This is a genomic window from Leptolyngbya sp. CCY15150 (assembly GCF_016888135.1).
GTDB lineage: Bacteria > Cyanobacteriota > Cyanobacteriia > RECH01 > RECH01 > RECH01.
The window spans coordinates 298,165-315,723 of sequence record NZ_JACSWB010000174.1; the positions used below are offsets into that span (position 1 = coordinate 298,165).

A 17,559-nucleotide genomic window follows, 5' to 3' on the forward strand; every position below is an offset into this window, starting at 1 on the left:
TCAGAATACCGAATTATCTGATAGATGACCCGATCGCCTCTTCAATCGTTTCAATTCAAACGTCCTGGAGATTGCATCCAGATCTTCACCTTCAGCTAGGGCGATCGCTGGTGATTAGGCTACCTCTGGAGCCTAGACAACCCATATACTATTGGGGAAGGTCGAGACTTTGCGCAGACGCCAGCCCTATTGTTGTTATTCGAGGATGTTCATGTCTAGAGTGATTTCGATCCACTCCTATCGGGGTGGAACCGGCAAGTCAAACTCCACCGCAAACTTAGCAGCATTAGTGGCCGCCGAAGGGAAACGCGTTGGGATTGTAGACACGGACATTCAGTCACCTGGCATTCATGTGTTGTTTGGGTTTGATGATCAAAAAATTGATCGATCGCTCAATGATTACCTCTGGGGGCGTTGTTCCATTGCTGAAGTCGCCTACGATGTCACCTACGCGATCGGTGAGAGTGCCAAGCCCAACAGCAAAATTTATTTGATCCCCGCCAGCGTCAAGGCAGGGGAAATTGCCCGAGTGCTGCGGGAAGGGTATGATGTCGGCTTACTCAATGAAGGCTTTCAAGACCTGATTGAAAATCTGGAGCTGGACTATCTCTTTATCGATACCCATCCGGGTCTCAACGAAGAAACCCTGCTGTCCATCACCATTTCTGATGTGCTGTTGCTCATCCTCCGGCCAGATTCCCAAGACTACCAAGGGACTGCCGTTACGGTGGATGTGGCCCGTAAGCTAGAGGTGCCCAGCTTGTTGATGGTCGTCAACAAGGCTCCCATGGTGTTTGACTTTGACGAACTAAAGCGTCGGGTAGAGCAAACCTATGGTGCAACCGTGGCGGGCGTTTTACCCCATTCCGATGAAATGATGGTGTTGGCCAGTAGCGGGCTCTTTTCGGTGAAATATCCAGACCACAGCTTTACCCAAGTGCTGCGCAATATTGCTGACCACCTTATGGCTTAGGTGTGGCATGTTGGGTCATCCACTGATGAGCGATCGCTTTTAAATCCGCGCGCTGCAGCTTTTCTTGAGCAGTGCGGGGCAAGTGATCCACGGGAATCCAATATTTAGGATGCTTAAAGCGACTGAGATGCGGGCGGAGGGCGATCGCCATCTGGGCCAGCATCTGATCCGTGGCGGGGGTCTCTGCAGCGGGCACATAGACCGCCGTCACTGCCTCTCCCCACTGGCGATCGGGCAGACCGACGACACCAATATCCGCCACGAGTCCAGTAGACCGAATAGCAGCTTCTATCTCCTCTGGAGCAACATTTTCGCCCCCCGTAATCAGGGTATGGCTCCTGCGTCCCACTAGGTGGAGATCACCGGCGGAGGTTAGATAGCCAAGATCCTCGGTGAGCAAGGGCTGTCCGGCGATCGCCTCCCGATCCGGCGATGCCGGTAGATAGCCAAGGCACTGGGATGAGCTATGCAACACCACGCGCCCAGGCTGGTTCCTAGGGAGAGGCTGCCCTTGATCATCGACGATGGCGATCGCGCTGTGGGGCAGGGCCGGGCCACAACTGCGATCGCCCTGCAAAAAACGGTGAGGCGATAGGGTGGCAACCTGGGCAGCGGTTTCCGTCATGCCGTAGGTCAGGGCAATGGGAATCTGGCGGCGCTGGGCATCATCCAGCAAGGTCGGCCAGGCTGGCGCACCGCCCAGTAAAACAGCACGAAACTGGGATAGCCACGGGGCAGACGAGGGTGAATCTAACAGGCGCTGGAGCTGGGTTGGTACCAGGGAGATAAAAAACTGTTGGGGATCAAACCCTTGGGGCCCATGCTCCATCAGGTCGGGCAGGGTGGCGATCGCTAGCTGTCCCTGGGATTGCCAGACTCGCATCGCCTGCATCAGACCACTGACATGGTAGAGCGGCAGTAGGCAACAGCTTTTGACGGACTGGCAGTGGAAATGCTGCTGAAACCCCACGGCGGCGGCCATGAGCGTTGCCCAGGTGTGGATGGCAAACCGCAACTGTCCTGAGGTTCCGCCAGTGGGAATCAAAATCCAGCCAGGGGGCAGGGGAGATGCCGTGGTAGGCAACGCTAAGGGTGGCGGTGATCCCCAAACATGCGTGGGTTGCGCGACGTCCAGCACCGTCTGCCATTCCGCGATCGCCCACTTGGGATTACCCAACACCACCGGACAACCTGCCTGGCAAGCCGCTAGAAAACTAGCCAGATAGGCGGCGGGGTTATCGTCTGCGATCGCCACCGTGGGCAGCACTCCTGCCTGGATCCATGGCTGAACGTCAGCGTGGCGAGCATCTAAGACCTGCTGAAACTGGATCTGCAGATCCGAGGCGCGATCGCCCAGCAACCACGATCGCCCTCGGCATTGCTGCTCTACGTCCTTAGGGGTGGGAGCGTTGCCCATAGATCCTCATCCTCCAATCCGTGACACCCTGCATCGACAAACCAATGGTTAATCCCAAAGCCTACGGCGCGATCGCCCGCCACGGGGGCAAGATGCTGGGCAATAAATCGCTGGGTCATGGGTGTTTCAAACACAGACGACCATACAACATCCAGCCCTACGTCGGTGCAAACCTGGCGAATCGTTTGGGGAAAACCGGCGATCGCTGGCTTGACGACTCCAATCCCCCGCCAGCCTTGCTGATGCCAATGCCGCACATGATGCATGGTAGCCAGCGACTCATCGAGGGCAATGGGCGTGGTGTAGCGATCGCCCAACTGCTGCATCTGCGGCACCTGATCCGCTGGCAGGGGCTGTTCCAAAAATTCAATCACCGGGGTGGACTGATTGAGGCGATCGCAGACCTGCAACCAAGCGATCGCCGCCGCCTGATCCAAGCCACCATTCGCGTCCAGCCGTAGTTTTGCGCCTAGGGGCCAATCCTGCAACCGTTCCTGTAGCCATTGCTGTTCCTGCTGCCGGGATTGCACCCCAATCTTCCACTTGTAGGTACCGCCCGGCACGAGGGGAACCTGCAGGGCCGCAACTCCCGTGGGCAGCAGGTGACTACAGTTCCAGGTGATCGGGGATCGCGCCCCATGGCCCAGCCGCTCTAGCGCCATGCCCAGGCCAAACTGAGTGGCTGGCAGCGTATCGGGGATTTGCATGATCTGCTCCGCCGTCACCATCGGCAAGCAGCGCCGACAAAACGCGATCGCCCTTTCCAACGACTCACTACCCAACCAAGACAGAGGCGCAATTTCCCCAAATCCCACCTGCCCCGCCCTGTTCTCCAGCCGCACGATTAAGCCATCCCGCACCTGCCAACGTCCATGACTCGTCTGCAAAGGCATTCGAAAGGGCCGTTGATAGATGCGCACCTCCAGCCGATAGCAGTCCACTGTCCCTCCTTCCTGATCTCGCCGCCTTGATCTGCCAGGGTTTACCTACCAAGCGATCGCGATCCAGCCTTGACATAGCTTCAACCCATCTGTCATGATAAATTGCTAACTATTTATCATGCTCGGATCAGGTGCGGCCCTGTCAACAACTGGTTGCGATCGCCGATCTATCGACCAGTGACCTGTACGGCATCCTACGGAGAATCCCATGGCATACGCAATTATTGAAGCTGGCGGCACTCAACTACGAGTTGAGCCAGGGCGGTTTTATGACCTCAATCGCTTCGACGTGGAAGATGACGGTAGCGTCACCCTCGACCAAGTGCTCTACATCGACAACGATGGAGACATTTCCGTTGGGCAGCCCACCGTTGCCGGTGCTACGGTAGAAGCAACCGTTCTCCGCCATTTGCGCGGACGCAAAATCATCGTCTACAAGATGCGTCCGAAGAAGAAAACGCGGAAAAAGCAAGGACACCGTCAAGAATTAACCCGCTTGATGATCAACTCGATCAATCTCAATGGCACCGTGCTAGCTGGAACAGAAGCAGCAGCGGCTCCTGCGGATGTAGATGGAGCAGATGAACCGCAGGACGCGGTGGTTGCAGATTAGTCCAACGACGTCCAAGGTTCGTTAGGCTAAAATAGAATGCTGAACAAACTTAGCGTCAGCGTTGTTGTGAATACGTGCATGGAGTTGAGAGAGAGCTATGGCTCATAAGAAAGGAACAGGTAGTACTCGGAACGGTCGGGACTCTAATGCTCAGCGACTCGGCGTTAAGCGCTTCGGTGGGCAAGTGGTTCGGGCTGGCAACATTTTGATCCGCCAACGAGGCACCAAGGTGCATCCTGGTGTTAATGTGGGCCGCGGCAGTGATGACACGCTGTTTGCCCTCGTTGATGGGGTTGTAACCTTCGAACGTAAAGGACGAAGCCGTAAGCGGGTCAGCGTTTACCCAGCTATGGCTGAAGCTTAGATCGCTTTCGTTATCTAACGATCGGTCATTGATATCCATGAAAACGGAGTCCTGCTAGGGGCTCCGTTTTTTCATGGGATCTCGTAGGCGGCGCAAGCAGTCCAGGATCAACACCATCCCAGGGGCGATGCTGATCTGAGCGAAGTCGTATCTAGCATCTAGCTCTGGTTCCCTTCAACTTCGCTCAGGGAACCAGAGATCAGGGAACGAAACTCAGGGAACGATGGCTGTAACTTCACGTAGGTCGCGATGACCGGACTTCTGTGGATGAATAGTCCAGGCTCAAGGGTTGGTTGAACAATGAGACACCAAGCAGCGGTTGCAGTGACTCCGGTGGCATAGGTTTTGCAAAGAGGAAGCCTTGACCACGAGCACAGTTCAGCCGCTGGAGATCCCGAAGCTGGGGCAAGGATTCAATCCCTTCTGCAATCACCTGAATCTTCAAGGTTTGGGCGATCGCCATGATGGCCGGCACTAGATTCACGGATTCACTAGAGGTGTGATCCAACCGCTGAATGAAGGATTTATCAATCTTGAGCAAATCAAACGGAAAGGCATGTAAATAGCTGAGGGACGAAAAGCCCGTGCCAAAATCGTCGAGGCTGAGGAGAATTTGCCGCGCTTTGATTTGGTGCAGCATATTCATGGTGGGCATCAGCCCTTCCATAATTACGCTTTCAGTAATTTCTAAGTCTAAGTTTTGAGGACGGACTTGGGTTGCCTGTAAAATCTGGTCGATGTGGTCAATCAAATGGGGATCATGGAACTGTTGCACCGACAAATTGATGCTCATGCTAAAGCTTTCATCAACCTGCTGATTGACTTGCCACTGCCGCAACTGTCGGCACCCTTCCAACAACACCCAATTGCCCAGGGGATGGATCAATCCTGTTTCTTCGGCAACCGGAATGAAGTCAACAGGGGAAATCATGCCATGGGCTTCATGGAACCACCGCACTAAGGCCTCCACGGCCACAATTCGCCCCGTTTTCAGACATACGATGGGTTGGTAGTATAGGGTGAGCCCTCCTTGTTCAATAGCTCGCCGTAGATCCACTTCGAGCTGTAGACGCTGCAGGGCCTCCTGATGCATGGATGCATCGAAGACATGATATCGATGATTTTTTGAAGCCTTAGCCCGATACATAGCATTATCGGCATCGCGCAGAATGTACTCGGGTTTGGAGTATGTTTTATTTCCCACCACAATGCCAACACTGGCATCTAAAAAGATTTCCCGTCCTTCAATTTGAAAGGGATGGCTAAAGGTTTGGAGCAAAGCCTCAGTGCGAGCGATCGCTTGATCGCTATGGAGAATATTGGGTAAGAGAACGGCAAATTCGTCACCGCCCAGTCGTGCTAGGAGGTCGGTCGGCTCTAGGTTGGAGCGCAGTCGCTGGCTGATGTGGATCAACACCGCATCGCCAAAGCAATGACCGAGGGAATCGTTGACGATTTTGAAGCGATCGCAGTCTAGAAACAAAACGGCAAAGGTTTCATTGCCTTGATGGTGAGCATCCAGGGCTCCTTGCAGCTCTTGCATGAAAAGGGCTCGATTAGGCAGCCCTGTGAGCATATCGTGGAGCGCCATGTCTAGGAGCTGCTGATTGGCAGACTGAAGCTGTTGGGTGCGCTCAATCACCCGTTCCTCTAACTCCGCATTGAGGTGGCGCATCCGCTCCTCCGATAGCTTGAGCATCACCTGGTTACGGATGCGGATCAAGACTTCTTCAATTTGAAACGGTTTAGTAATGTAGTCAGAACCACCTACATCAAATGCCTTGACCTTATCAAAGGCTTCGTTGAGAGCCGTGAGAAAAATAATTGGAATTTCAGTGGTATGAGGATTATCCTTCAACCGCTTGCATACTTCATACCCATCCAGACCAGGCATCATAATGTCTAGCAAAACTAGATCGGGGGAAAGGGTATTGATTGCAGTGATCGCCATTTCTCCATCAAGGGCCTTGCGAACGCTATAGCCTTCGCGTTCTAAAAGAGTGGATAGGAGACGTAGATTGTTGGGTTTGTCGTCCACAATCAAAATATCAATGGAGACGTGATCAAACGACTGGATAAAGTGACGATCAGGCATAGGGATAGGCGGCAAATGTGCAACGCTCATTGGGCGAGAGCCATAACCAAGCGATATGAATGGTAAGAAGAACTGGCAGCGTTCAGAATCGGTCTACGTTTTTTTCGGGGGGATGGGGTGATCGGTCTACGGTTTTTCGGGGGATGGGCTGAGTGGATGGAATGTTCCCACACAAATGAACCCTGTAACCTAGGATACCCAAAACAGCCGCGCTTGTTTGGGTGAGGACAGGGTTTATAACGAGTTTCCTCGTCCGTGGAGCGTTAGTTTAATTGTCGCTTTCTAAAAATGTTTGCACGGTTCCTGCGGGACTGAGAAGCAAACGGATTTGCAGCGATTGGCCAGGGGTCGGCGAAACAAAGGGCTGATCGCTGCTGGGCATGGCCGTGCTGTCCAGATAATCGCGCGAGGGTTGCCCCAGGGGAGTGACCGACTGTAGCACGCCGCTGCTGTCAATCGATAGTCGATATTCCAAGGACTGGGTTAAGTCTGACGGCGGTGTCCAGGTTTGTTGAAAATAGTCGCGAACTTCTGACACTTGAGGGAGCCGATCAAAGGCCGTACCGGGGGCGATCGGCGCGCGGGGCGTACCTCGTTCTTCTGGACTAAAGTCGTCAAGCTCAAAGGGTTCGATGATATCTGCCTGCTCTGCTTGCCCTGACGACTCTGCTGATGGCGACATCTCACGTTGCCCCGCATTAGGAACAGTCAAGGTAGAGGGGGCAGATTCGCTGGCGATCGCTGGCTCTTGGGGCAGATCAGTGGGCGATCTAGGAGACTCTCTAGATAAATCTCTAGGGGATGGCGTAGGCGGTACTTGCCTCCCCTGGCGCGATCGCCCTTCGCCCCGACGGGGAGCACCAGCAGGAGGCAGATCTAGACCGGGATCGTCGGCTAGGAGATCATCTGGTAAAGGATCGGCAGATTCATTAGCCTCATCCTCGGCCCGCTGGCGACGGTTGGGGCGCTGGTTGGGGCGCTGGCTGGCGGGGGCGCTGGCGCTGCTCTCGATCTCATCACCACGGGAGGCCGCATCCGATTCACTCACTGTTTCCATCGACATCTGCGATGGCAAAAACTGCACGGCAGACACCGTAGTTCCCATCACAAAAACAGCGATCGCCGCCACTTGCCACCACCCTTGGATAACGCCCAGGCCCTTGGGCTGAGCTAGGGTCGGGATCGCCACAGCATCCGCCTGATATGCATCTAACGCCGTCGATAAATCTGCCAGTTGGGTCACACTCAGAGCAATGGTCGGCCCCGATTCTGGGGTCGCCAAATGCCCCAACGATAGCTGATGGTAGAGCAACCCTTGGGGCGTAATCGCTATATCCGTCAACGGTGCCGGGGCTTGCCTTGCCAATGGCGGAGCGTCCAGCAACAACAGAGGACGGGGAGAGAGGGATGGCGGTGTATACAGCATCGTCTGCACATAGTCCGTCACCACTTGGCAGAGCGCCTCAAGCTGTTGGCGATCGCCACTGATGCTCTGCTGCTTATCCTTGGGAATACGCGGATCGTCAAAATGTAGACGAAATTTGACCTGTTTGAGCACCTGGCGATCGGTCCATCGGGACAGCGCAGACCCTTGGGCCATAATTTCCAGGGTGCAGGTGGGTGGAGTATATCGGCGGAGCACTGAAGGCATGGCGATTGGGCAGAAGAAGTAAACGGAGGATGAAGTTATGGATGATGAACGCGCGTGAATAATGCTAGCCAAAGCCGTTGAGAGCCATTCGGCAAACTATAAAACAGCAGATCAATCAACAGCTTCAGAGCCAGATAGGTTTGCTCATCGCTGGAGATCTGATGGGATTCATCCATCCGCTCTTCATAGGTATTGCCGAAGCGATCGAGGTAGTCACCCAGCAAAGCCGCCTGGTGGGGAGGACGACCTTGCTCCGTGAGTTGCTCCAAAAGAGAGACGCTGCGCCGAATTAACTCGGCATGCTGCTGGGCAAGGTGGCAGATGATCAGCACCAGCGATCGCGCTTCATCGACATCCAAGCGCTTCCGTCCCTGCCCCTTACGCAGAGGGCTAGATTGCCGCAATCGCCATAGGGCGACGCGATCGCCCACAACGTCAGACAAGCCCAAGTCTTGAGCCGCCTGCAGCATGGCATCTGACCCAATGGTGGCCAACGCCTCGATCGCCATCAAAATTAAGTCGAGTTGCGCTTTGATGTCATCGAGCTGGTCGGGGTCAGGCTGCTGGGCTAACGGAAAGCGGTCTTGAATCGATGGGGAGGGTTGAGCAATGGAGGGCATAGGGTCTACACCGATGGCGATAGGAGCTGGGTGGCGTCAGAGCCAACCTAGCCAACAAAGATGAAAGGTCTGCTCTAGTTAAGACTTGAGTGTGCCATGAAAAGTTCACCAGGATCAGCGATGAACCAGCGATCGCTAAGTTGACCATCGACATTGTTACGTTCATCCCGAGATCAAAGGCTGAATGTAACGGCATGTCACTTATATATTAAGAAAACATAAAATTCTTGTTTTTCTTCAAAACTGTTAAATACGATACAGATATGGAGCATTTTAAGAGACAGATGAAGTAGCTACTAAGCCTGCTTAGGTATTCTTCACGCTCCATCGTGTCATGGGACTGACGTCCAACGGGCTGACCTGAGACGATGGCATCTAGTCCATAGGTTTATTGCTGCACTAGGATCTGTTATTGAGAGGCCAAGTCATGAAATTACGGTATCGGGGTACGGACTATCTTCACAACCCCACTATTATCGATGATATAGAACATAGAGGCGTGGGTCACTATCGAGGACATCAGATCGAATTTGCCTATCCTCGCCATATCCCGGTTCCTCAGTCCCTAGATGGATTGACCTACCGCGGTGTGCAGTACAGCGTTAACGAGAGTGGACAGGTTGAGACAGCTCCTGCTGCACCTCGGGTTGTAGCCACCCCCGCTATGCAGGACAAGGTGACAACCAGGGTTTTTGCCAATGCTCGCAAGGCCCTGCCACGGGAGGTGGCGATGGTTCACCAGGAAAACATCCGCCGACGTCTACAGCAACGTCTAGACACGGCTCGCAATCAAGGCAATGATCAGCTGATCCACCAGCTTGAAGTTGAAATGCAGCAATTTGCCTAGGCTGAAGCTTCATATCGGTTGAGGGGCAGGAGATTGGCCTCTCAACCGTAGCCGATTAGCCGATCCATCTTGGGGGCTGGGATCATTCATGGGTTGCCCTCAGAGCATAATCCGGCAGGGTAGTGCTCTTAGCTGCACTTGCCACGTCAGCAATTCTTATGTTGACCCGTAGCTTTTCCAAGCAATCTATTCATCCTGTTTTCAAGCAGATCGGGGCATATCTATAGTGCCTACGCTGAGCGTGGGACTGCTCCCAGGGTTGCTCCTGCGCCCAGACCTTAAGTTGTGAGCTGCAGGAGGAAGAGTCGCAGGAGTGTCTAAGCCAGGCGTTAACGCGAGAGCGCTGGCACCCTACGACACAACTTTCAGCAAGCTCGGGCAAGATGTTCAACCTGAGAAGGGCGGTTGCCCCATGAAGGATGCCTGAGGAAATCTTGTTCGTGCTGTTGATGAAGGCATCGCTCTAAAAAGCCCTACGGTTCCTTGGCGCAAATCCTATCGCGAATAAACCAGCAGGAGCCGTGAGGGCAATCTCTAGAAGGCGATTCCCTAGGGTCGCGGATTGATCTGATGGGTGAGATGGGCTAGCTCGGGCAAAATGAGCTTCTGCATGGCAAGAACCACCGCATTCGTAGACCCTGGCAGGGAAAAAATTAGCGTATTGTTGCGGATGCCGGCGATCGCCCTTGATGCCATGGCCCGCGAGCCAATTTCTTGGTAGCTCAGGGAACGAAAAAGCTCACCAAAACCCGGCAGGGTTTTCTCCAGCAAACGTTCAATCGCATCATAGGTGGTGTCGCGAGGGGCAATGCCCGTGCCGCCATTCAAGATGATGGCGTAGAGATCGGGCTGCTGACACAGCAGGTCTACTTGGTGGTGGATCTCGTCGGGCTCATCGCGAATCAGGTCATAGTGCAAAATTGGGTGATGGGCTTCATCGAGCAGTTGCTGAATCATTTGCCCGCTGCGATCGCTGTCGGGGGTGCGAGTATCGCTGACGGTGATCACAGCACAGGTAATCGGATGATGGGGAATGTCAGGATGGGGAAGCACAGGCTGAGGGGGGTAAGTGGATCGGGAGCGATCGCCCATAGATATATCGCCCAGTATCGCCCACAGATGGGATGAGGGGTGATAAAAGGGGGTCGCCCACCCATGAAGGGAAGTGGGCGCTCATGGAGACTCGGGATAGAAGAGGTCTAGGTCTTGTTAAATCCTAGTTCATTCTCCTCTGCGTAGCGATTCATGAACCGGATAAAGCGATCCCATTCCTCAGCACTTTTCATGACATAAATGGCTTCAATGGCTTCCGGTTGCCCGTTGACAAACTTGGCCTTAACTTCACGAGTGACCAATTCACCCTCGCTATCCACCATATACATGCCCGTAATTTCATTGGTGCTATCTCTCGATAGGGCATCAGGATTTTCAAAATAAAAGATGGCTTGCCCATTACTACCGTCGCGTGCGCGGGTTAGGCGAACGTCGGGAATCACGGTCTCGGGTACACCCACAGAAAATTGAATTTGAGCCATAACTATATGTCCAGTCTTTTTTACAGGTGTGATTCGATGCAGAGTCAACGAAAGCGAACGATCTAAACTGATAAGAGAACATTAAGACGACCGTGCCGACAATACCCCAAGGGCGATCGCCGGCCAGTTTGTTTAAACCTCTGCCGAAGTACCATTGTCTCATCATCCCTTCACCCCGTCACCAGACGAATGGGCTAGCATAATTGACGAGGGATCAGCGGCTTCCATGGCGTCACTCAATCTACAGCCCGTGGTAGACATGGTCTATGTTGCAATTTATAAACCCCACTGCCTCCCTATTGCCCGTGCTTACACTGACGCAATAGGCAGCAAGAGACTGGTATGCCTAGCTTGAATCCGTACTTATGCTCTCTGATTTTCTGGTAGCGATCGCTACGATACCCCTAGAGGGCGATCGATCCCCAGTACAGAACAAGGCTGGAGACACGGTCGAGGCGACATGCCTATGGAGCAGGATCAGACATCTCTGGCAGGTGTGTAGCCCAAACGATCTAACCATCAGACAAGTAGGGGATGAGGGATGAAAATTATCAAGCAGACTGGCTCACGTCTAATTCTTAAAAATGGCTTAGGTAATTTTGCTTCCCTGCTGGGATGGGGAGGAGTGCTGGGAGGACTCCCCTTAGTGATGGCTGGGCTGATTGTGGCCAATGCTGGCGTAACGAAGCTTTCGTGTCAGCGGCAGATAGCTAACAGCGTCACCTGTGAGCAGACCCAGTCTCGTATGCTAGGGCTAGTGCAAGATAGCCGTCGCTCCATTGGCGATGTAACAGGCACTGAAGTCCGAACAGAACTGCATTCCCGCAGCGATGGCTACTTCGAGCCTCACTATCGGCTGTTGCTTGGGCAAGCCAGCCAGCAGATGGAAGTGCCGATTTCTGAACAGCACCATGAAGTGGCTGAACAAATTGACTTGTTTTTACAATCCACTGAACCGCTGCTGCTGATCGAACAAGATACCCGCATGGCTCAGTCCGTGGTGATTGGCGTGCCCCTCTTGCTCCTCGTCTCTGCCATGACCCTCGGCACCCTCCTCCGCCTCATTCGCTTGGAGGTGCTAGAGTTTGACCGACTCCACAATCGCTTCCATTCCCGTCAATGGCTCCTGTTTCGTTGGCGAGAACGATCGGGAACCTTAGCCGATGTAGCTGGCGTACAAATTCGAGACCTTGGCCGGGATGAACCCATTTACTCAGCAGAATTGCTGTTTGCGTCTGGGCAACGTCATAAGCTCGCCGCCAGCCTCAACCAAACTGAGATCGAACAATTTGTAGAACGCATCAAAGCCTTTCTCCAACTCGACGACGATAGCGACTCGGAGCGACTCGGCTCAAAGCTAGACCTGGTTGACTAACCCATTTTTTGCCTCGGCTTGCTATCGTTCCTATGCTAAGCGTGAGAATGCTCCTGCGCCCAGACCTCAAGAGTCGCAGGAGAGTGGTCGCAGGAGCGACCAAGACAGGTGTCAGAGCGGAGCGCTGGCACCATAAAAGGCAGGGAACACTGGCACCATAAGAGTCAAGGAGCGCTGGCACCATAAGAGGCAGGGAACGCTGGCACCATAAGAGCCCACGCGGGAGCACTGGTACCGTAACATTCCTTCTCAACCAGCTCGGGCAAGAGGTTCAACCTGAGAATTGCTGGTCAACATGCCAGATACTTGCATATTCGGCAACTCTACACTCACAATGAACGTAACCCCTCTAAAACATTCACCCGTTTAGAATGGGGCTACGTCTAGCGCAATATCCAGCAGGTGCCTGCGATTGCCATGTAGATTCAGCGATCTAGACGTTTGCTCGATCGTCGCGATTGAGCCCACTCTGACTCTGTCGCATCGAGGACGTAAGCTGCTCTTTGATTTCGCCTAATCTTGACCTCAGTAAACTCTATCCCTTTCCGTTAGACGATTTCCAAACCCAGGCGATCGCCGCGTTGGATGATGGCAAATCCGTCGTCGTCTGTGCGCCCACCGGGTCGGGGAAGACGTTGATTGGGGAATATGCCATCCATCGCGCCTTGGCCAGCAATCGACGGGTGTTCTACACCACGCCTCTGAAAGCCCTGTCGAACCAAAAGCTGCGAGACTTTCGCGATCGCTTTGGCGCAGACAATGTCGGTTTGCTCACCGGTGACGTCTCGATCAATCGCCACGCCCCGGTGCTGGTGATGACCACCGAAATTTTCCGCAACATGCTCTACGGTACCGCCATTGGCGCTGTGGGCACATCCTTGGTGGACGTGCAGGCGGTGGTGCTCGACGAATGCCACTATATGAACGATCGCCAACGGGGCACGGTCTGGGAAGAGTCGATTATCTACTGTCCCCCCGAGATTCAGCTTGTGGCCCTGTCAGCCACGGTGGACAACAGCGATCAGTTGACCGACTGGATTTGTCAGGTGCATGGCCCCACAGAGTTGATCTATTCTGACTTCCGGCCAGTACCCCTAGAATTTAATTTCTGCAAGCCCAACGGTCTGTTCCCGCTGCTCAATTCTACGAACACCAAGATCAATCCTCGCCTCAAGCCCAAGGGAGGCAAGAAACGCAGTCGCCAAGATTCTCCGGCCCTTGGCTACGTGATCAGCCAACTCAGCCAGCGGGATATGCTGCCGGCCATCTACTTCATCTTCAGCCGCAAGGGGTGCGATCGCGCCGTGGAGGAGGTGAGCCAGATGAGCTTGGTGACGGAGCAGGAGCAGGCGAAGCTCAAGCGTTATATTGACGAGTTCTTGTCCCACAACCCTGATGCTGCGAGGGTTGGTCAGGTAGAACCGCTCTACCAAGGCATTGCCGCCCACCATGCCGGGATTCTGCCCGCTTGGAAAAGCTTGGTGGAAGAGCTGTTTCAGATGGGGTTGATTAAGGTGGTGTTTGCCACCGAAACCCTAGCAGCAGGGATTAACATGCCTGCCCGCACCACGGTGATTTCCAGCCTATCAAAACGCACCGATCGCGGTCATCGCCTGCTGAACGCCTCCGAATTCCTGCAGATGGCCGGACGGGCGGGGCGGCGGGGGATGGATGAGCGCGGCTATGTGGTGACGGTGCAAACCCGGTTTGAGGGAGCCCAAGAGGCCTCCTACCTCGCCACCTCCCGCGCTGATCCGTTAATTAGCCAATTTACGCCGAGCTACGGCATGGTGCTGAATTTGCTGCAAACCCATTCCTTGGAGGAAGCCCAAGAGCTGATTGAACGTAGTTTTGGGCAATATTTGGCGACCCTGCATCTCCAGCCCCAGCAGCAGGCGATCGCTGACATCGAGGCTCTGATTGCCAAACACCAAGCCGACCTCGACCATGTCGATGTTGATGCCCTTGCCCACTACCAAAAGCTAAACGAGCGACTGAAGGAAGAGCGCCGCCTGCTGAAGGTGCTGAAACAGCAGGCCCAGCAAGCCCAGGCCCAAGACTTGGCGCTATCGGTGAATTTTGCGATCGCTGGCACCATCCTCAGCCTCAGGCAGCCAGAGATGACCGCTGTTTTGGTGATGAAGCTGCCCCGGGAGGGTCAAGATCCCTTCCTGGTTTGCCTGGGGCAAGACAACCTGCTGCGGGTGGTTACCCTAGCGGATGTGGCCCAACTCCATGCGGAACTGCCGCGACTGTCGGAGGTGGATACCTGGGCCCCACCCCGAGGCATCCAGCCCCGCCCTGGCTATACCTGCAAGGGCGATGACGACACCTTAGCGATCGCCCGTCGATTGCCGCAAGTGGAGCTTCCCCAGTCCTTTACCCCGGAGGTGAAGGAGTATCTGGAGCGGGTGGCGGACATTGAAGACCAAATTGCCCATCATCCCGCCCGCCAGTGGGGTAATCCAGGGCAGATGATCAAGCACCAAAAGCGCATTGCTAAACTGGAGGCTGACTTAAGCGATCGCCTCAACAAACTTGAAGCCCATACCCATCGCTACTGGCAAGAGTTTGTCAATCTCATGCGCATTCTTCAGCACTTCCAATGCTTAGAAGGATCCGAGCCTGCACCCATTGGTCAAATTGCAGCGGCCATTCGCGGTGATAACGAACTGTGGCTGGGGCTAGCCCTAGCGTCTGGAGAGCTCGACGCCCTAGATCCCCACCAGCTTGCCGCCACCTGCGCCGCCCTAGTCACCGAAGTGTCCCGCCCCGACATTTGGACACGCTACGACCACTCCGATGCCGTCGAACAAGCCCTAGCTGGTTTACGAGGACTGCGACGACAGTTATTTCAGCAGCAGCGGCGCTACCAGGTGGCGCTACCCGTCTGGCTGGAACAAGAATGGATTGCCTTGGTTGAGCAGTGGGCCATGGGCGAAGACTGGACAGACCTCTGTTCGAACACCAGCCTGGATGAAGGTGATTTGGTACGGATTTTGCGCCGCACCGTTGATTTTCTCTCCCAGATTCCCTACGTACCCTACCTATCCGGGGATCTACGGCAAAATGCACAACTGGCGATTCGGGCCATCGATCGCTTCCCGGTGAATGAAGCTGACTTGACCGACATCCTAGGCGATATGGGTGAGCCGGAGCCCGAGGACGAGTCCGAAGAATCCGAGGACGAGTCTGATGTCCCTTTGTTGACCTTAGATGAAGAGACGGGCAAGAAACCTTAAGAATCCCTGAACGAGTGGCTTAATTCAGAAGGTGTAAGTGACCTCACTTAGATCCTTGAATGAGAGCTCTATGATCAGTGAACTTCAGCAGCTTACCTGTTTTCTAGGTATTTTTACGGTGCCCATTCTCGCCTTTTTATTCAGTTCGGTGATAGTGTCGTGGATTCTCCAATCCCACCTGATTAGCCATCGGCGAGTTGCCTTCGATGATATTCCACGCCGTCAGCTTTCTAAGATTGCCACCCTGTCTACCCTAGCAGCGGTTCCCATCGCTATTTCCGTGGGCATGGCCTGGTTTTCCGGCATTTGCGTCGGCGAGTTGCGCTTCGACTTTATTGCCCCAGCGATGATCGCTCCCTTTTGGCTGATCGTGCGCCGTTAGGGGAGGACGACGAGGGGCCCAGTCTGCTATAGTTTGCTACACGTCGTTCCTAGTCAACGATGCTATAGCTGTGCGGACGAGATAGGTATGATGGGTTCTGCAACAACATCAGAGTCTTTAATTTCCATTGGTCAACGTACCCGAGAGGCTGCCCGTCGCTTGGCGGTACTACCAGGATCAGCGCGCAACCAGGCCCTAGAAGCGATCGCTCAAGCCCTAGAGGCCGCTGCCCCTACGATTACAGCGGCCAATGCTGCCGACTGTGAATCTGCCCTGGCGGATGGATTGGCGAAACCCCTCTACGGTCGCCTGAAACTCGATGCCGTCAAGCTAGCAGGGGCGATCGCTGGCGTGCGGGATGTTGCCAAGCTGCCGGATCCAGTAGGTGCGGTTGATCTGCATCGCGTCTTGGATGACGGTCTAGTCCTACAGCGCATCGGCTGTCCCCTGGGTGTTCTTGGGGTAATTTTTGAAGCCCGCCCCGATGCGGTGGTGCAAATTGCGTCCCTAGCAGTGAAATCCGGTAATGGGGTGATTCTCAAAGGGGGCCGGGAGGCCGTGCGTTCCTGCGAGGCGCTGGTGACCGCCATCCGAGCTGGTCTTGCCAAAACCGATGTGGATCCCGATGTCGTGCAGTTGCTGACCACGCGGGAAGAAACTCGGGCATTGCTCAACCTAGAGGGTTACGTCGATCTGATCATCCCCCGAGGTTCTAACTCCTTCGTCCAATTTGTCCAGCAGAATACCCAAATTCCAGTCCTGGGCCACGCCGACGGTATTTGCCATCTCTACATTGATGCCGCCGCCGACCTAAAGCAAGCCGTAGCGATCGCTGTGGATGCCAAAACCCAGTATCCCTCCGCCTGCAACGCCATTGAAACCCTCTTGGTTCATAGCCAGATTGCCGATCGCGCCCTGCCGCTGCTGGCAGAAGCCCTGCGATCGCAGCAGGTGACCTTGCGAGGGGATGATCGAGTGCGGGCGATCGTGCCCATGGAAGCAGCCACCGATCTAGATTGGGAAACCGAATATAGCGACTTGATCTTGGCGATCAAACTGGTGGATTCCCTAGAGGAAGCGATCGCCCATATCAACACCTACGGATCCCGCCATACAGACGCGATCGTCACCACCGACGACACCGCCGCCCGCACCTTCCTAGACCAAGTAGATGCGGCTGGCGTCTTCCACAATTGCTCCACTCGCTTTGCCGACGGCTTCCGCTATGGCTTTGGGGCCGAAGTCGGCATCAGCACGGCTAAACTTCCCCCTCGGGGGCCCGTGGGTCTGGATGGCCTGGTCACCTACAAGTATCAATTAGTGGGCGAGGGCCACATTGCCGCTCCCTATACCGGCGCAAATGCCAAGCCCTTCCTCCATCGTGATGTATGATTGCATCACAGGTAGAACATCAGCCAAATTCTAGGTATTGAAGGCTTGGATATTGAGTCTAAAAAAATGCCACGGTATTGTAAGACTAGAGTCTTGAGGGCATGTCCTCAGA

The 17,559-nt window shown here is 54.6% G+C and carries 15 protein-coding genes; 8 read left to right on the forward strand and 7 right to left on the reverse strand.

Features of this window, described 5'->3' with window-relative positions:
* Nucleotides 1-211 precede the first annotated feature (211 nt).
* The gene (locus JUJ53_RS13195; protein ID WP_204152485.1) at nt 212-973 is read left to right on the forward strand and encodes a MinD/ParA family protein; all 762 of its coding nucleotides are present in this window, start codon (nt 212-214) and stop codon (nt 971-973) included.
* Here the strand turns inward: JUJ53_RS13195 and JUJ53_RS13200 are convergent.
* Together JUJ53_RS13200 and JUJ53_RS13205 are read right to left on the reverse strand one after the other, a co-directional pair.
* Nucleotides 963-2,390: an AMP-binding protein gene (locus tag JUJ53_RS13200; protein ID WP_204152486.1), complete on the reverse strand. Its 1,428-nt coding sequence runs from the start codon at nt 2,388-2,390 to the stop codon at nt 963-965. The two genes, JUJ53_RS13195 and JUJ53_RS13200, sit on opposite strands and share 11 nt — an antisense overlap.
* Entirely contained in the window at nt 2,360-3,331 is a 972-nt protein-coding gene (locus JUJ53_RS13205; RefSeq protein ID WP_204152487.1) for an o-succinylbenzoate synthase, read from the reverse strand. The genes JUJ53_RS13200 and JUJ53_RS13205 overlap by 31 nt, the downstream gene beginning before the upstream one ends.
* A gap of 208 nt (nt 3,332-3,539) precedes the next feature.
* Between JUJ53_RS13205 and rplU the strand changes: the two genes are divergently transcribed.
* Both rplU and rpmA read left to right on the forward strand, forming a co-directional pair.
* Nucleotides 3,540-3,944: a 50S ribosomal protein L21 gene (rplU, locus tag JUJ53_RS13210; RefSeq protein WP_204152488.1), complete on the forward strand. Its 405-nt coding sequence runs from the start codon at nt 3,540-3,542 to the stop codon at nt 3,942-3,944.
* A 97-nt stretch (nt 3,945-4,041) separates the two neighbouring features.
* Nucleotides 4,042-4,308: a 50S ribosomal protein L27 gene (gene rpmA, locus JUJ53_RS13215; RefSeq protein WP_204152489.1), complete on the forward strand. Its 267-nt coding sequence runs from the start codon at nt 4,042-4,044 to the stop codon at nt 4,306-4,308.
* A 235-nt stretch (nt 4,309-4,543) separates the two neighbouring features.
* On the opposite strand, the gene JUJ53_RS13220 is transcribed toward rpmA, so the two are convergent.
* From JUJ53_RS13220 to JUJ53_RS13230, 3 genes are all read right to left on the reverse strand, one after another.
* A complete protein-coding gene (locus JUJ53_RS13220) occupies nt 4,544-6,403 on the reverse strand; it encodes a GGDEF domain-containing response regulator (protein ID WP_204152490.1) in 1,860 nt (619 codons plus the stop codon).
* A gap of 268 nt (nt 6,404-6,671) precedes the next feature.
* Nucleotides 6,672-8,054 carry a DUF4335 domain-containing protein gene (locus tag JUJ53_RS13225; RefSeq protein ID WP_204152491.1) on the reverse strand — a complete coding sequence of 461 codons (1,383 nt, stop codon included), beginning with the start codon at nt 8,052-8,054 and terminating at the stop codon, nt 6,672-6,674.
* A gap of 35 nt (nt 8,055-8,089) precedes the next feature.
* The gene (locus tag JUJ53_RS13230; protein WP_204152492.1) at nt 8,090-8,674 is read right to left on the reverse strand and encodes a DUF3038 domain-containing protein; all 585 of its coding nucleotides are present in this window, start codon (nt 8,672-8,674) and stop codon (nt 8,090-8,092) included.
* 427 nt (nt 8,675-9,101) lie between these two features.
* Here JUJ53_RS13230 and JUJ53_RS13235 point away from each other — a divergent pair, with 427 nt between their 5' ends.
* Nucleotides 9,102-9,521, forward strand: coding sequence for a DUF4278 domain-containing protein (locus tag JUJ53_RS13235; RefSeq protein ID WP_204152493.1), 420 nt, complete (start codon nt 9,102-9,104; stop codon nt 9,519-9,521).
* 549 nt (nt 9,522-10,070) lie between these two features.
* On the opposite strand, the gene JUJ53_RS13240 is transcribed toward JUJ53_RS13235, so the two are convergent.
* Nucleotides 10,071-10,574, reverse strand: coding sequence for a MogA/MoaB family molybdenum cofactor biosynthesis protein (locus JUJ53_RS13240; protein ID WP_343327948.1), 504 nt, complete (start codon nt 10,572-10,574; stop codon nt 10,071-10,073).
* A gap of 146 nt (nt 10,575-10,720) precedes the next feature.
* Nucleotides 10,721-11,056 (reverse strand): photosystem II reaction center protein Psb28, encoded by a 336-nt coding sequence (psb28, locus tag JUJ53_RS13245; RefSeq protein ID WP_204152495.1) that lies wholly within the window; start codon nt 11,054-11,056, stop codon nt 10,721-10,723.
* Nucleotides 11,057-11,597: 541 nt separating this feature from the next.
* Between psb28 and JUJ53_RS13250 the strand changes: the two genes are divergently transcribed.
* The 4 genes from JUJ53_RS13250 to JUJ53_RS13265 all read left to right on the forward strand — a co-directional run bounded on the left by JUJ53_RS13250 (nt 11,598) and on the right by JUJ53_RS13265 (nt 17,447).
* On the forward strand, nt 11,598-12,431 hold the full coding sequence (locus JUJ53_RS13250; RefSeq protein WP_204152496.1) for a hypothetical protein: 834 nt from the start codon (nt 11,598-11,600) through the stop codon (nt 12,429-12,431).
* Between the two features lie 503 nt (nt 12,432-12,934).
* Nucleotides 12,935-15,673 (forward strand): DEAD/DEAH box helicase, encoded by a 2,739-nt coding sequence (locus tag JUJ53_RS13255; protein ID WP_239125015.1) that lies wholly within the window; start codon nt 12,935-12,937, stop codon nt 15,671-15,673.
* Nucleotides 15,674-15,743: 70 nt separating this feature from the next.
* Nucleotides 15,744-16,055 carry a hypothetical protein gene (locus JUJ53_RS13260; protein WP_204152497.1) on the forward strand — a complete coding sequence of 104 codons (312 nt, stop codon included), beginning with the start codon at nt 15,744-15,746 and terminating at the stop codon, nt 16,053-16,055.
* 87 nt (nt 16,056-16,142) lie between these two features.
* Nucleotides 16,143-17,447, forward strand: coding sequence for a glutamate-5-semialdehyde dehydrogenase (locus JUJ53_RS13265; RefSeq protein ID WP_204152498.1), 1,305 nt, complete (start codon nt 16,143-16,145; stop codon nt 17,445-17,447).
* Nucleotides 17,448-17,559: the final 112 nt, after the last annotated feature.